Annotated in this window: 13 protein-coding genes; 5 read left to right on the top strand and 8 right to left on the bottom strand. The window is 60.4% G+C overall.

The features are described 5' to 3' along the window. Positions 1-2: 2 nt before the first annotated feature. Positions 3-1,532 carry an NCS1 family nucleobase:cation symporter-1 gene (locus AB9N64_RS10240; RefSeq protein ID WP_019820568.1) on the bottom strand — a complete coding sequence of 510 codons (1,530 nt, stop codon included), beginning with the start codon at positions 1,530-1,532 and terminating at the stop codon, positions 3-5. A 417-nt stretch (positions 1,533-1,949) separates the two neighbouring features. Then, positions 1,950-2,684, bottom strand: coding sequence for a phosphoadenylyl-sulfate reductase (locus tag AB9N64_RS10235; protein WP_014719506.1), 735 nt, complete (start codon positions 2,682-2,684; stop codon positions 1,950-1,952). A 151-nt stretch (positions 2,685-2,835) separates the two neighbouring features. On the opposite strand from AB9N64_RS10235, the gene thrH reads away from it, so the two are divergent. Continuing rightward, entirely contained in the window at positions 2,836-3,453 is a 618-nt protein-coding gene (gene thrH, locus AB9N64_RS10230; RefSeq protein ID WP_014719505.1) for a bifunctional phosphoserine phosphatase/homoserine phosphotransferase ThrH, read from the top strand. A 127-nt stretch (positions 3,454-3,580) separates the two neighbouring features. Here the strand turns inward: thrH and AB9N64_RS10225 are convergent, their stop codons facing one another. From AB9N64_RS10225 to AB9N64_RS10200, 6 genes are all read right to left on the bottom strand, one after another. Further along, positions 3,581-3,937, bottom strand: coding sequence for a type II toxin-antitoxin system HigA family antitoxin (locus AB9N64_RS10225; RefSeq protein WP_014719504.1), 357 nt, complete (start codon positions 3,935-3,937; stop codon positions 3,581-3,583). Then, positions 3,937-4,239 carry a type II toxin-antitoxin system HigB family toxin gene (locus AB9N64_RS10220; RefSeq protein ID WP_058410714.1) on the bottom strand — a complete coding sequence of 101 codons (303 nt, stop codon included), beginning with the start codon at positions 4,237-4,239 and terminating at the stop codon, positions 3,937-3,939. Before AB9N64_RS10220 ends, AB9N64_RS10225 begins: the two co-directional genes overlap by 1 nt. A gap of 226 nt (positions 4,240-4,465) precedes the next feature. Next, positions 4,466-5,809, bottom strand: coding sequence for an aminodeoxychorismate synthase component I (pabB, locus tag AB9N64_RS10215; RefSeq protein WP_014719503.1), 1,344 nt, complete (start codon positions 5,807-5,809; stop codon positions 4,466-4,468). Positions 5,810-5,994: 185 nt separating this feature from the next. Next, entirely contained in the window at positions 5,995-6,981 is a 987-nt protein-coding gene (locus AB9N64_RS10210; protein ID WP_003193326.1) for an alpha-L-glutamate ligase-like protein, read from the bottom strand. Next, positions 6,981-8,513, bottom strand: a complete 1,533-nt coding sequence (locus AB9N64_RS10205) for an inactive transglutaminase family protein (RefSeq protein ID WP_014719502.1) — start codon at positions 8,511-8,513, stop codon at positions 6,981-6,983. The genes AB9N64_RS10210 and AB9N64_RS10205 overlap by 1 nt, the downstream gene beginning before the upstream one ends. Before the next feature lie 18 nt (positions 8,514-8,531). After that, a complete protein-coding gene (locus AB9N64_RS10200) occupies positions 8,532-9,056 on the bottom strand; it encodes an ATP-dependent zinc protease (protein WP_014719501.1) in 525 nt (174 codons plus the stop codon). 270 nt (positions 9,057-9,326) lie between these two features. Here AB9N64_RS10200 and AB9N64_RS10195 point away from each other — a divergent pair, with 270 nt between their 5' ends. From AB9N64_RS10195 to acnD, 4 genes are all read left to right on the top strand, one after another. After that, positions 9,327-10,040 carry a GntR family transcriptional regulator gene (locus AB9N64_RS10195; RefSeq protein ID WP_371360235.1) on the top strand — a complete coding sequence of 238 codons (714 nt, stop codon included), beginning with the start codon at positions 9,327-9,329 and terminating at the stop codon, positions 10,038-10,040. Beyond that, entirely contained in the window at positions 10,037-10,930 is an 894-nt protein-coding gene (gene prpB / locus AB9N64_RS10190) for a methylisocitrate lyase (RefSeq protein ID WP_003193320.1), read from the top strand. The genes AB9N64_RS10195 and prpB overlap by 4 nt, the downstream gene beginning before the upstream one ends. Before the next feature lie 42 nt (positions 10,931-10,972). Further along, positions 10,973-12,100 (top strand): 2-methylcitrate synthase, encoded by a 1,128-nt coding sequence (gene prpC, locus AB9N64_RS10185; RefSeq protein WP_014719499.1) that lies wholly within the window; start codon positions 10,973-10,975, stop codon positions 12,098-12,100. Positions 12,101-12,283: 183 nt separating this feature from the next. Next, positions 12,284-14,878, top strand: coding sequence for a Fe/S-dependent 2-methylisocitrate dehydratase AcnD (acnD, locus tag AB9N64_RS10180; RefSeq protein WP_038451134.1), 2,595 nt, complete (start codon positions 12,284-12,286; stop codon positions 14,876-14,878). Position 14,879 lies beyond the last annotated feature (1 nt).

Below are 14,879 nucleotides of genomic sequence, written 5' to 3'. Positions count from 1 at the left end.
GTTTAATGACTGACGTTATCGACGGCAATGCTTTCGCCGCTGACATCGGCGTAGTGCGGTTGACGCTTGGCAATCAGCAGGTACAGCAACCCTGCAATGCCGGCGCCAAACAACCAGGAAAACGGCGAGACGCTGGCAAACCCCGGCAACAGCGCCAGCAGGATGGCGATCACCGCCGCCGGAATGAACGCCGCCACCGCACGCATATTCACCCCCCGGCTGTAGTAATAAATGCCTTGGGGGTCTTCGCTGTACAGCTGCGGCACATCCACCTGGCTTTTACGGATCAGCCAGTAATCGACCATGATCACCCCGTACAACGGCCCCAGCAGCGCGCCGAGGCCAGAGAGGAAATACACGATCACCAGTGGGCTGTTATAGAGGTTCCACGGCAGGATCAGCACGGCAACGAAGGCGCTGATCAGTCCGGCGCGGCGAAAGTTCAGGTACTTGGGCGCCAGGTTGCTTAATACAAAGGCCGGGGCGACGAAGTTGGCCATGATGTTCACCGCCACGGTGACGATCAGGAAGGCCAGGCAGCCGAGCACGAGAAAGAAGGTGTTGGGGATCGCCGCGATGATTTCGGTCGGGCTTTCGATCACGCGGCCATTGAGCTGGAACTGCCCGCCGCACAGCAGCACGGTGATGGCGGCGAACACCAGGATATTCACCGGCAGGCCCCAGAAGTTGCCGACCTGGATAGTCCTGCGGCAGGGTGAGGAACGGGCGAAGTCGCAGAAGTTGAGGATCAAGGTGCCGTAGATGGCCAGCCACAGCGCGCCGCCGGCAAAGATATTGCGCCACATCTCGCCGCCACTCAGGGGCTCGCGGATCGACCAGGCAATTTGCCCGTTCGCCTGGAAGTACATCCAGCCGGCCAGTGCGGCCACGGTCAGCAGAATCACCGGCCCGGCGAAGCCTTCATAGCGACGTACCATTTCCATGCCATAGGCGAGAATCACCAACTGCACCAGCCAGATCGCCACAAAGCACGCCCAACCCAGGGTCGACAGCCCCAGAATCGAGTCGTGGTCATAATCGGCAAAGCCTGGATGAATGGCGGTCAGCAGCACGCGGAAAACTACCGAGGCCAGGTAGGTCTGGATCCCAAACCAGGCAATCGCAATTACCGCCCGAATCAACGCCGGAATCTGCGCCCCATGAATGCCGAAGCTGATACGGCTGATAACCGGAAACGGCACACCGGTCTTCTGCCCCATGTAGCCCGACAAGTTCATAAAGAAGTACACCAGCGCCGCGCCGATCCCCAGGGACAGCAATATTTGCCAGCCGCCCAGGCCTAATGCATAGAGGCCGATGGCGAATGAGTAGTTGGCGATGTTGTGCACGTCATTGGTCCACAACGCGAAGATGCTATAGCGCCCCCAGCGTCGGCCTTCGACCTTGGTGGGCGCCAGGTCCTTGTTGTGCAGGCGCGGGCTGAGTACCAGCGGGCCGGGGCCGGCGGCCGCAGGGTTTAACGGGGAGGAGGGCAGATCCAGTGCGAGGGTGTTCGAGAGACTTGTACGCATTCCGGCAGGCTCCAGCGCATCTGCAGCAAAGCGGCGGATGGCAAAGTGTATGTAGGTTTTGTATTGATTGTATACAAAGCGTACTTCTGCCTAAGCCATATGCGTGCCAATTCTCGATATATGAAAATCTTGGCTAATTTCGTTTTTATATAGATTGTGAATAACTTACTGAATTGCGGGCACTATAAGTTGACCGTTTGAACAGGTATTTATTTTTTTGTTAATTGGAGGGCTATTTATAGACGGCGCCATTGGCGCAGAGAGATGTTACGTTTTGGTGCGTTGTATATTAAGTTGCACACAAAAATGGCACTTATGGTTACAAGTTTGTGTACAAGATTTACCCGGCCGAAAGGAAATCTCGCTTTCTGTAGGAGCGAGCAAGTTCGCTCCTACAGAGGCGGTGGCATTAGAGGCTCAAGCCTTGCTGATGATATTCCCCGCATGCAGCCCGCATTCCTTCTGCGTGGCTTCTTCCCACCACCAGCGGCCTTCGCGCTCATGCTGGCGGGGCAGTACCGGCCGGGTGCAGGGCTCGCAGCCGATGCTGATGAAGCCGCGCTCATGCAGGCTGTTGTACGGCAGCTCCAGCATGCGGATGTAGCCCCACACCTCTTCGCTGGTCATCTGCGCCAGCGGGTTGAACTTGTACAGGGTGCGTTCCGGCGTGGAGAACGCCGTGTCGATTTCCAGCGCCGCCACCTGGCTGCGAGTGCCGGGGCTCTGGTCGCGGCGCTGGCCGGTGGCCCAGGCGCTGACACCTGCGAGTTTGCGGCGCAGCGGTTCGATCTTGCGGATGCCGCAGCATTCGCCATGGCCGTCCTTATAGAAGCTGAACAGGCCTTTCTCTTTGACGAAGGGCTCCAGCTTGCTCGGGTCTGGCGAGATCAGCTCGATGTCGATCTTGTAGAACTCACGCACCTGCTCGATAAACCGGTAGGTCTCCGGATGCAGGCGGCCGGTGTCGAGGCTGAACACCTTGACGTTCTTGTTCAGCTTCCAGGCCATGTCCACCAGCACCACATCCTCGGCACCGCTGAAGGAAATCCACAGGTCATCGCCGAACTGGCTGAACGCCAGCTTGAGAATGTCCTGGGCAGACTTGTTGGCATAAGTCGTGGCGAGTTCAACGACGTCGAAGGCTTGGTTCATCAGGACGGTTCCTACAGGTCAGTGGCGCTGAGCGCTCTCTAGGAGGGCGATGGTATCAAAAACTGTCCCGCGTTGCGGCGGCTGGCTTGAGTCGCTAGAGTTCGGCAGTCCTTTTGCTCGCTCAACTAACAACATCTAATAGGAGTGTCGTGTGGAAATTGCCTGCCTTGACCTGGAAGGGGTACTGGTTCCGGAAATCTGGATCGCCTTTGCCGAGAAAACCGGCATTGAGTCCCTGCGGGCCACCACCCGTGACATCCCCGACTACGACGTGCTGATGCAACAGCGCCTGCGTATCCTCGACGAGCATGGGCTCAAGTTGGCCGATATCCAGGCCGTGATCGCCACACTCAAGCCGCTGGACGGCGCGATCGAGTTCGTCAACTGGCTGCGCGAGCGCTTTCAGGTGGTGATCCTGTCCGACACCTTCTACGAGTTCTCCCAGCCGCTGATGCGTCAGCTGGGGTTCCCGACCTTGCTTTGCCACCGCTTGATCACCGATGAAAACGACCGGGTGGTCAGCTACCAACTGCGCCAGAAAGACCCCAAGCGCCAATCAGTGCTGGCATTCAAGACCCTCTACTACCGCGTGATCGCTGCCGGTGATTCCTACAATGACACCAGCATGCTGGGTGAAGCTGACCGTGGGATTCTGTTCCATGCGCCGGACAATGTGATTCGCGAATTCCCGCAGTTCCCGGCGGTGCATACGTTTGAAGACTTGAAAAAAGAGTTTATCAAGGCGTCGAATCGGCAGTTGAGCCTGTAAGTTATGCGGCGCGGCTGATTGCCCCATCGCAGGCAAGCCAGCTCCCACCTTCGACCCTGTAACGTCAAACGACGCGGTCAACTGAGGGAGCCGGGGTTGCCCGCGATGGCATCGGCTCCGTCACCGCCTAACCCTCGGCCAGCAAGCGCTCATAAGGAATACGCAAGCCTTCATGCAGGCGTTTGATCATCGCCAGGCTCAGCTTGCGCTTGTGGTTCAGCACCTCTGACACCCGCCCACTGGTGCCGATAAACGGCTCCAGATCGCGGGCGGTCATGCCCAATTGCTCCATGCGAAACTTGATAGCTTCTACCGGATCCGAAGGGGGCATGGGGTAATGCTCGGCTTCGTACTTCTCGATGAGGATTGCCAGGATTTCCAGCTCATCACCTTCAGGCGAGCCGGGTAGTGCTCCCCATATCTGCTCGACTCGTACGAGTGCCGCAGTCAGGTCTTCCTGGGAGTGAATAGGTTTGATGTTCATCACGCAGTCTCCGCGTTGATCTGGTCGTACTGAGCGTGGGTCCCCACGTACCGTATAAACCCTAGTTGTCGCTGGTAGTCGATGGCCATGATCACTCGATACTTGTTGCCGCCGACGTTGAACACGACCCTGCCGCCCTTAAGAATGCTCGCTGTTCTGAGCTCGGCCTTGAGTGCTTGCGGTGTTGGATAATTGGCCTTTTCCATGTGCCGATACCACTCGACCAGCGGTGTTCTGGCGTCGCTATAAGCTGAATGGCTTTCCCAGAATATTCGTAGGGTAGAGAGAGCGATTATCCGCATCGCTTCAACCTCCCGTTTTGGGAGATCATAGGTGCGATTGCGCGGTTAGGCAATCTCGGAAATATTTCCAGACGAGGAGGCAGTCGCTTCATGTGATCCTTCACAGGTGGCGGTGGACGGTCGATCCGGACGCTATCTGCAAGCGTCTATTCCGTCCACAGCGGTTCTGATTCAGGCTTTTTCTATCGCATGGCGTTCTACTCGAACGCTAGGCAGGGGCTGTGCCCTACAGGTTTTCCAACGTTTGTAACAACACCCGCACCTTCGTCAGCGACTCCTGATACTCCGCCTGCCACTGCGAATCCGCCACAATCCCGCCGCCACCCCAGCAACACACCTGCCCATCCTTGACCAGCAAGCTGCGAATCGCGATGGAACTGTCCATCTCGCCGCGCACGTCCAGGTACATCAGCGAGCCGCAATAGAACCCGCGACGGTTGGGTTCAAGCTCGTCGATGATCTGCATGGCGCGAATCTTCGGCGCGCCGGTGATGGAGCCGCCGGGGAAGCTGCCGGCGATCAGGTCGAGGGCGTCTTTGTCGTCGGCCAATATGCCAGTGACGCTGCTTACCAGGTGGTGCACGTTGGGGTAGCTTTCCAGGCTGAACAATTCCGGCACGTTCACCGAGCCGATGCGGCAGCTGCGGCCAAGGTCGTTGCGCAGCAGGTCGACGATCATCAGGTTTTCTGCGCGGTCCTTGGGGCTGGCCAGCAGTTCGGCGGCGTTGGCGGCATCCTCTTCTGGTGTCAGGCCGCGAGGGCGGGTGCCCTTGATCGGGCGAGTCTCGACCTGGCGTTCGCTGATGCGCACAAAGCGTTCCGGCGACAGGCTCAGCACCGCGCCGTCATCCGGCAGGCTCTGGAACCCGGAAAACGGTGTCGGGCAGGCCTCGCGCAGGGCGCAGTAGGCCGCCCACGGGTCGCCGCTACAAGGTGCGCGAAAGCGTTGGGTAAAGTTGACCTGGTAGCAGTCGCCGGCCTGAATGTAATCCTGAATACGCAGGATGGCCTGCTGATATGCCTCCAGGCTGAGGTCCGGCGCCATGGGGCCCTGAAGCTTGAAGGCGGTGGGCGCGCTGCCCGTTGCATGACTGAACAGAGCGACGAGCCGTTGCCGCTCGCTATCGGCCAGCACCGGGTGAAACACCAGCTGGCTGGTGCGCGCCTGGTGATCGCTGACCAGCGCCCAGGCATACAACCCCAGGCGCGCATCCGGCAGGTGCAGGTCGTCCACGGCCAGGCGTGCAACCTGTTCCAGGTGCCGGCCGAAGTCATAGCTCAAGTAACCGATCAAACCGCCGGCAAAGGGCAATTCAACCCCAGCAGGCAGGGCGGCCTCACCCAACTGCGCCAGGTTTTCTCGCAAGCGTTGCAGGAAATCGCCGCCGCTTTCATCCGGCCCAACCGTCAAGGTTGCTTCAGGCCAGGCGCTGAGCAGGTCATAGCGCCCCCGCTCGGCAGCCGGGCGGCCGCTGTCGAGCAGCACCGCGCCAGGCGCATGGCGAATAGCCGCAAAGTACTCGGCGGGGTTGGCCCGGTAGGGTAAGGGGTAAACGGAACAGGTCGACATGCGAGGGTGAATCAGCCAGTGGCGTGGGGGAGGGGATTGTAGTCCTCTGTAGGACTTGCTCCTAGGGGGGATGTCGGTGATAGCTCGATAGAGGGCATAGCCTGGGGGATGGATGGCTTGTCAGAAAGCTATCGCAGGCAAGCCAGCTCCCACCTAGCGAGCCCGGGCTTGCCTGCGATGCGCTGCTAACCTTCAACCGGCGGAATATGCCCGAACATCTCCTGCACGAACTTCACCCGTTCTTCTGGGGTTTCTGTCACCCCGGCCGCCTTGAGTTCTTCCAGCCGCGCCTCCACCGCATGGGTGCGCAAGGTCAAGCCGCAGTCGTTGGCAATCTGGATGTTCAGCCCTGGCCTTGCGTTCAGCTCAAGGATCAGCGGGCCTTTTTCCTGGTCCAGCACCATGTCCACGCCGATATAACCCAGCCCGCACAGCTCATAGCAGCCGGCTGCGAGTTTCATGAAACCGTCCCAGTTGGGCAGTTGCACGCCATCCACCGCGTTGGTGGTGTCGGGGTGCTTGGTGATGATGTTGTTCAGCCAGGTGCCGCGCAGGGTCAGGCCGGTGGCCAGGTCTACACCCACGCCGATCGCGCCCTGGTGCAGGTTGGCCTTGCCGCCGGACTGGCGGGTGGGCAAGCGCAGCATCGCCATCACCGGGTAGCCCATCAGCACGATGATGCGGATGTCCGGCACGCCTTCATAGCTGATGCTCTTGAAGATCTGGTCGGGCACCACGCGGTACTCGATCAACGCGCGGTCGCGGTGGCCGCCGAGGGAGTACAGGCCGGTGAGGATGCTGGAAATCTGGTGCTCGATCTCTTCATGGCTGATGATCTTGCCGGACACCGTGCGATAGCGCCCTTCAAAACGGTCTGCAACCACCAGGATGCCGTCGCCACCGGCGCCCTGGGCGGGCTTGATCACGAAGTCGCTGCGCCCGCCGATGATCTCGTCGAGCTTGTCGATTTCCTTTTCGGTGGAGATCACCCCGTACATTTCCGGTACATGGATACCGGCGGCCAGCGCCCGTTCCTTGGTAATGATCTTGTCATCCACTATCGGGTACAGGCTGCGCTTGTTGTACTTGAGCACGTAGTCGGCATTACGCCGGTTAATGCCCATGATCCCCCGCGCTTCCAGGGCCTTCCAGGTCTTCCAGAAGCCGAACATCAAGAGTCAGCCTTCAGGAACGCCTTGAAACGCACCAGCTCGGTGAGGCGATAGCCGCGGTAGCGACCCATGGCCAGCATGAAGCCCACCAGGATCAACAGGATCGCCGGGAAGGTGAACACGAAGTAGACCAACTCCGGCACGCTCATGATCAGGTGCGCCAGGGACGCAGCGAACAGCGTGCCAATCGCCACTTTCAGCGCATGGTTGGCGCCACGCTCCTCCCAGGTGATCGACAGGCGTTCGATGGTCATGGTCAGGATCACCATCGGGAACAGCGCCACCGACAAGCCGCGTTCCAGCCCCAGCTTGTGGCTGAACAGGCTGATGGCGGCAATCAGCACCACCACGAAGGTCAGCACCACCGACAGCCTCGGCAGCATCTGCAGTTTAAGGTGTTCAAGGTACGACCGGAGCGACAGGCCCAGCGCCGTGATGATCGTGAACAGCACAATCCCGAAGCCCAACTGGGTCTCGCGGAATGCCAGGGCGATCAGTACGGGGGTGAAGGTGCCCAGGGTCTGCAGGCCGATGAGGTTGCGCAGGATCAAGATCACCAGCACGCCTATCGGGATCATCACCATGATCATGAAGGTCTGCTGGGTTTGCAGCGGCAGGCCGTACAGTGAGTATTCGAGGAAGTTGGCGTCGGTGTTTTCGTCCGTCAGCTTGGCCAGGCGGATGGCATTCATCTCGCTGTTGTTCAGGCTGAAGGTCACCATGGCTTTCTTGCCGCCATCGACGGTGATCAGATTTTCATCGCCGGTCCACCATAGCAGGCGGTCGGCGGGCAGGCCCTGTTCGCCAGTTTCCGGGTTGAAGTACAGCCAGTCGTTGCCGTTGAAACTGCGCAGCCACAGTTCCGGGGTTTGCGGCTGGTCGGCCACCAGGCGGATGGTGTGGACTTTCTCTACCGGCACGTGGGCGATGGACAGCAGCAGTTCGACGATCTTGGCTTTGTGCGGCGTCGAGGGGTCGCCGGCCAGCAGCAACTTCACATTGTCGTCGTTGAGGTTGTTGGTGCGCTTGATGGCTTCACTGATAAAGGTTTCGACGTCGGCCGAGTGCTGGCGGATCGGGGCCAGCAAGGCTTCGGCGGCGATCTTTTCCGGGCCTTCCACGGCGATGCTGTCGCGGAAGGTCGGGCCTTTGATCTTGATCTTTTCGCCGCTGTAGCGCTTGGTCAGCACCAGGCGGTAATAGAGGGTCTGGTTGCCCTTGGCCCGGCGCGCCGACCAGGTGACCTTGCGGTTGCCGTCGATGCGGTTGACGCTCACCCCGTAGTTGTTCGAGATAAAGCTCTCATTGAGGCTGACGAAGTCGCGGCTCAAGGGCGGCACGAACATCTGGATCTTGACCGGGTCTTTCGGGTTGGCGACGAACTCGACCTTGGCGTCGATGTTCCACAAGTCGTCGGTGGCATCTTCGGTGACGGGAATTCCCAGCACGAAGATCTGATAGGCGGTGACCGAAATGCCCAGCACCACCAGCAAGGTGATCAGGATTTTCAGGTGCAGGGTCAGAGAGCGCATTCGGTTTACTCGGCGGTATTAAGCGTCGGCGGCGCAGGCGGGTTTGCCTGCTGCATATTTAAGACTGGGGTCGACCAGCGCATCAAAGCGTTTCAAGGCTTCGGAGCCAATCAGCAGCGGGTATTGGAATGCGCTGCGGTCAGTCAAGTTCACTTCGATGCTGCGTAAAGCACTGCCCATGCAGATATCCAGCGCAATCACTGGGCGGGCGGTGTAGTTCTTGTCCTCATCGGGGTCGTAGTCGCCGGCGCGGCGCTTGATCTTGCTGACACGCGCCAGGGGCAGTTCGATGGGGTGGGAATGGGCGGTGTCGATGGCCAGGTAGAAGCGTACCCAGGATTCGCCATTGCGCTTGAAGCGCTTGATATCGCGGGCACTCAACGAGGCGGTCTTGGCGCCGGTGTCGAGTTTGGCCGCCACTTCCAGGTCGATACCCGCAAGCTTGGCGTATTCATTCAGGCCGTACACGGTCTTCTCGGCGCCAGCGCCAAGGCTCGGTATGCACAGCAGGCACATCACTAGTAGGTAAGGCTTGAGTCTCATAAATCCTGAGGCAGGGCAGTGCACTGTTCATTTCATGGGGACTGGCATTGCTGCGCAATCTCGGGTGCGCCCTTTCATCATCTGATGTCAGGCAAAAGCGGCGGGCATTCTAACATGATGCTTTTTTGGCGCCAGCGCTGGCAGGCGGCCATGCCTGGGCGGGCGATTGATGGGGTTATTAGACGATTGTCGACAATGTGTATTTATTCTTTGACTATGAGAGGCTTATTGGCTAGTTTTTGCGGCATTGATTTTAAAGGTGTCGACAATATGCTGGAGCAACTGGAAAAACCATCGGTGGCACCAGACGATTCCCAGACCATGTCAGAGAACGTCTTCCGGCGTATCCAGGCCGCCATCGTCAAAGGCGAAATCGCCCCCGGTAGCAAGATTTCCGAGCCGGAGCTGGCGCGCACCTACGGCATCAGTCGCGGCCCGCTGCGCGAAGCGATCCATCGCCTGGAAGGCCAGCGCCTGCTGGTGCGGGTGCCTCATGTCGGCGCACGCGTGGTGTCTTTGAGTCACGCCGAGCTGGTCGAACTGTATGAGATTCGCGAGTCCTTAGAGGGCATGGCCTGTCGCCTGGCCGCCGAGCGTATGACTGACGCAGAGATCGAGGAGCTGCGCCAGGTGTTGCACACCCACGAACGGGATGCGGCGTTCCAGGCCGGTGTCGGCTATTACCAGCAGGAAGGCGACTTCGATTTTCACTACCGCATCATTCAAGGTGCCGGTAACCGCACCCTCACCCAAATGCTCTGCGGCGAGCTGTATCAACTGGTGCGCATGTACCGCATCCAGTTCTCCGCCACCCCCAATCGTCCACGCCAGGCCTTTGCCGAGCATCACCGCATTCTCGACGCGATTGCCGATCGCGACGGTGAACTGGCCGAACTGTTGATGCGCCGGCATATCGGCGCCTCCAAACGCAACGTTGCCCGTCACTTCCCGGACGGTGCGCCTTCATCACGAGGTGAGTCATGAGTTCCAACAACAACAGCACTCCCGGCCAGCGTTTCCGTGACGCCGTCGCCAGCGAACAGCCCTTGCAAGTGGTGGGCGCCATCAATGCCAACCATGCGCTCTTGGCCAAGCGCGCCGGCTTCAAGGCGATTTATCTGTCAGGTGGCGGTGTAGCCGCCGGCTCTCTCGGCGTGCCGGACTTGGGCATCACCGGCCTGGATGACGTGCTCACCGACGTGCGTCGCATTACCGACGTGTGCGACCTGCCGCTGCTGGTGGACGTGGACACCGGTTTCGGCTCTTCGGCGTTCAACGTGGCGCGTACCGTCAAGTCGATGATCAAGTTCGGTGCCGCCGCTATCCATATCGAAGACCAGGTGGGCGCCAAGCGCTGCGGTCATCGCCCCAACAAAGAAATCGTGTCCCAGCAGGAAATGGTCGACCGCATCAAGGCCGCCGTGGATGCGCGCACCGATGACAGCTTCGTGATCATGGCGCGCACCGACGCCCTGGCGGTCGAGGGCCTGGAGTCCGCGCTGGAGCGTGCCGCCGCGTGCATCGAGGCCGGTGCCGACATGGTGTTCCCGGAAGCCATCACTGAACTGGAGATGTACAAGCTGTTCGCCTCCCGCGTGAAGGCGCCGATCCTGGCGAACATCACCGAGTTCGGCGCCACACCGCTGTACACCACCGAACAGTTGAAATCTGCGGATGTTTCCATTGTGCTGTACCCGCTCTCGGCTTTCCGTGCCATGAACAAGGCGGCCGAGAATGTCTACACCGCGATTCGTCGCGACGGTACCCAGCAGAATGTGATCGACACCATGCAAACGCGCATGGAGCTTTACGATCGCATCGACTACCACACCTTCGAGCAGAAGCTCGACGCGCTGTTCGCCGCGAAAAAATAAACCCTGTGGTTCCCTGAACAACTACAAAATTGGAGAACGAACATGGCTGAAGCAAAAGTATTGAGTGGTGCTGGCCTGCGTGGCCAGGTCGCCGGGCAGACGGCACTGTCCACCGTGGGCCAGGCCGGCGCCGGCCTGACCTACCGTGGCTACGACGTACGCGAACTGGCCGCCGACGCCCAGTTTGAAGAAGTCGCCTACCTGCTGCTGTACGGTGAACTGCCAACCCAGGCCGAACTGGCCGCTTACAGCAACAAGCTGAGCAAACTGCGTGACCTGCCCCAGGCCCTGAAAGAAGTGCTCGAACGCATCCCCGCCGACGCCCATCCGATGGACGTGATGCGCACCGGGTGCTCGTTCCTGGGCAATATCGAGCCGGAGAAAGATTTCAGCGTGCAGCGCGATGTCACCGACCGCCTGCTCGCCGCGTTCCCGGCGATCATGTGCTACTGGTATCGCTTCAGCCACGACGGCCAGCGCATCGACTGCGTGACCGACGAGCCGAGCATCGGTGGCCACTTCCTGCACCTGCTGCATGGCAAGAAACCGAGCGAGCTGCACGTCAAAGTGATGAACGTGTCGCTGATCCTCTACGCTGAACACGAATTCAACGCTTCGACCTTCACCGCACGGGTGTGTGCATCGACATTGTCCGACCTGTATTCCTGCGTCACCGCTGCCATCGGCTCCCTGCGCGGCCCGCTGCACGGCGGTGCCAACGAAGCGGCGATGGAAATGATCGAACGTTTCTCCTCGGCCCAGGAAGCGGTTGAAGGCACCCTTGGCATGTTGGCGCGCAAAGACAAGATCATGGGCTTTGGCCACGCGATCTATAAAGACAGCGATCCGCGCAATGAAGTGATCAAGGGCTGGTCGAAAAAGCTCGCTGACGAAGTGGGCGACACCGTGTTGTTCCCGGTCTCCGAAGCCATCGACAAGACCATGTGGGAACAGAAGAAGCTGTTTCCTAACGCCGATTTCTACCATGCCTCGGCGTACCACTTCATGGGCATCCCGACCAAGCTGTTCACGCCGATTTTCGTATGCTCGCGCCTGACTGGCTGGGCTGCGCACGTGTTCGAGCAGCGCGCCAACAACCGCATCATCCGTCCAAGCGCCGAGTACACCGGCGTTGAGCAGCGCAAGTTCGTGCCAATCGAACGTCGCTGAATGGGATGGGCTGTGCCCGCTGGCTCATGTGCTTGTGTGTGGGAGCTGGCTTGCCTGCGATGGCATCACCTCGGTGTACCTGTCACACCACAGTGATGCCATCGCAGGCAAGCCAGCTCCCACAGGAAACAAAGCCAGTGTCGACAGTTCACCTTTCGAACTTACCGTGACCGAGTCCTGACGATGAACACTGAATTTCGCAAACCGCTCCCCGGCAGCCGCCTGGATTTCTTCGACGCCCGTGCGGCTGTCGAGGCAATCACCCCCGGCGCCTACGCCACGCTGCCCTACACTTCGCGCGTGCTCGCCGAGAACCTGGTGCGCCGTTGCGACCCGGCCACCCTCGACGCGTCCCTGAGCCAACTGATCGAGCGCAAGCGCGACCTCGACTTCCCGTGGTTCCCCGCCCGCGTGGTGTGCCATGACATCCTCGGCCAGACCGCTCTGGTCGACCTCGCTGGCCTGCGCGATGCCATCGCCCAGCAAGGCGGCGACCCGGCGCAGGTCAACCCGGTGGTGCCCACCCAACTGATCGTCGACCATTCACTGGCCGTCGAGGCCGGTGGCTTTGACCCGCAAGCCTTCGAAAAAAACCGCGCCATTGAAGACCGTCGCAACGAAGACCGCTTCCACTTTATCGAGTGGACCAAAAAGGCCTTCAAGAACGTTGATGTGATCCCGCCGGGCAACGGCATCATGCACCAGATCAATCTGGAGAAAATGTCCCCGGTGATTCAAGTGCGTGACGGCGTGGCCTTCCCGGATACCTGTGTCGGCACCGACAGCCATACGCCTCACGTAGACGCCCTGGGGGTGATCGCCATCGGCGTCGGTGGCCTGGAAGCCGAGAGCGTGATGCTCGGCCGCGCGTCGTGGATGCGCCTGCCGGAAAGCGTGGGCGTGGAATTGACCGGCAAGCTGCAACCGGGCATCACCGCCACCGATATGGTGCTGGCGCTCACCGAATTCCTGCGCCAGCAGAAGGTGGTCGGCGCCTGGCTGGAGTTCTTCGGCGAAGGGGCGTCGGCACTCACTTTGGGTGACCGTGCCACCATCTCCAACATGGCCCCGGAGTACGGCGCCACCGCCGCGATGTTCTACATCGACGCGCAAACCATCGCTTACCTCAAACTCACCGGCCGCGAAGACGAACAAGTCGCCTTGGTCGAGCAATACGCACGTCACACCGGCCTGTGGGCGGACGACCTGAAAGGCGCGCAGTACGAGCGCAGCCTGAGCTTCGACCTCTCCAGCGTCGTGCGCAACATGGCCGGCCCGAGCAACCCCCATGCCCGCCTGGCCACCCGCGACCTTGCGTCGAAAGGCATTGCCGGCCAATGGGATGACGTGCCGGGGCAAATGCCCGACGGCGCAGTGATCATCGCCGCCATCACCAGTTGCACCAACACCAGCAACCCGCGCAACGTGATCGCCGCCGGCCTGTTGGCACGCAACGCCAACAAGCTGGGGCTGACCCGCAAGCCGTGGGTCAAGTCGTCTTTGGCGCCGGGCTCGAAAACCGTGGCCATGTACCTGGAAGAAGCCGGCCTGGGCCATGAGCTGGAAAAACTCGGTTTTGGCGTGGTGGCCTTTGCCTGCACCACCTGCAACGGCATGTCCGGCGCACTCGACCCGGTGATCCAGCAAGAGATCATCGACCGCGACCTGTACGCCACCGCGGTGTTGTCGGGTAACCGCAACTTTGACGGGCGCATTCACCCTTACGCCAAGCAAGCCTTCCTGGCGTCGCCGCCGCTGGTGGTGGCCTATGCGATTGCCGGTACCATCCGTTTCGACATCGAGAAGGACGTGCTCGGCCTGGATGCCGACGGCAACGAAATCCGCCTGCAAGACATCTGGCCGAGCGATGAAGAGATCGACGCGGTGGTCAAGGCTTCGGTAAAACCCGAGCAATTCCGTGCGGTGTATATCCCGATGTTCGCCATTCACGAAGACACCGGGCCCAAGGTCACGCCGCTGTACGACTGGCGCCCACAAAGCACCTATATCCGCCGCCCGCCGTACTGGGAAGGCGCGCTGGCCGGTGCACGACCGCTCAAAGGTATGCGCCCGCTGGCGGTGCTGCCGGACAACATCACCACCGACCACTTGTCGCCGTCCAACGCAATCATGCTGGACAGCGCCGCCGGTGAATACCTGGCGAAAATGGGCTTGCCCGAGGTCGACTTCAACTCCTACGCCACCCACAGGGGCGACCATTTGACGGCGCAGCGCGCCACCTTCGCCAACCCGAAACTGTTCAACGAAATGGTGCAGGAAAACGGCAAGGTCAAGCAGGGCTCTCTTGCGCGTATCGAGCCGGAAGGCAAGATCACGCGGATGTGGGAAGCCATCGAGACTTACATGGAGCGCAAGCAACCGCTGATCATCATCGCCGGCGCCGACTATGGCCAAGGTTCGTCCCGCGACTGGGCGGCCAAGGGCGTACGCCTGGCCGGTGTGGAAGCGATTGCCGCCGAAGGCTTCGAGCGCATCCACCGCACCAACCTGGTGGGCATGGGCGTGTTGCCCCTGGAGTTCCTGCCAGGCACCGACCGCCACACCCTGCAAATCGACGGCAGTGAAACCTATGACGTGGTCGGCGAGCGCACCCCGCGTGCGCAACTGACCCTGGTGATCAACCGCAAGAATGGCGAACGTGTCGAGGTGCCAGTGACCTGCCGCCTCGACACCGCCGAAGAAGTGTCGATCTACGAAGCCGGTGGCGTGTTGCAACGTTTCGCCCAGGACTTCCTGGAATCAAAGGCGACCGCCTGAA

Origin of the sequence: Pseudomonas sp. KT_2_4 (assembly GCF_041410225.1) — a bacterium.
GTDB classification, from domain to species: Bacteria; Pseudomonadota; Gammaproteobacteria; order Pseudomonadales; family Pseudomonadaceae; genus Aquipseudomonas; species Aquipseudomonas paracarnis.
Note: the sequence above shows the minus strand (reverse complement) of the source record. Positions and strands in the feature narration are given on the sequence as shown.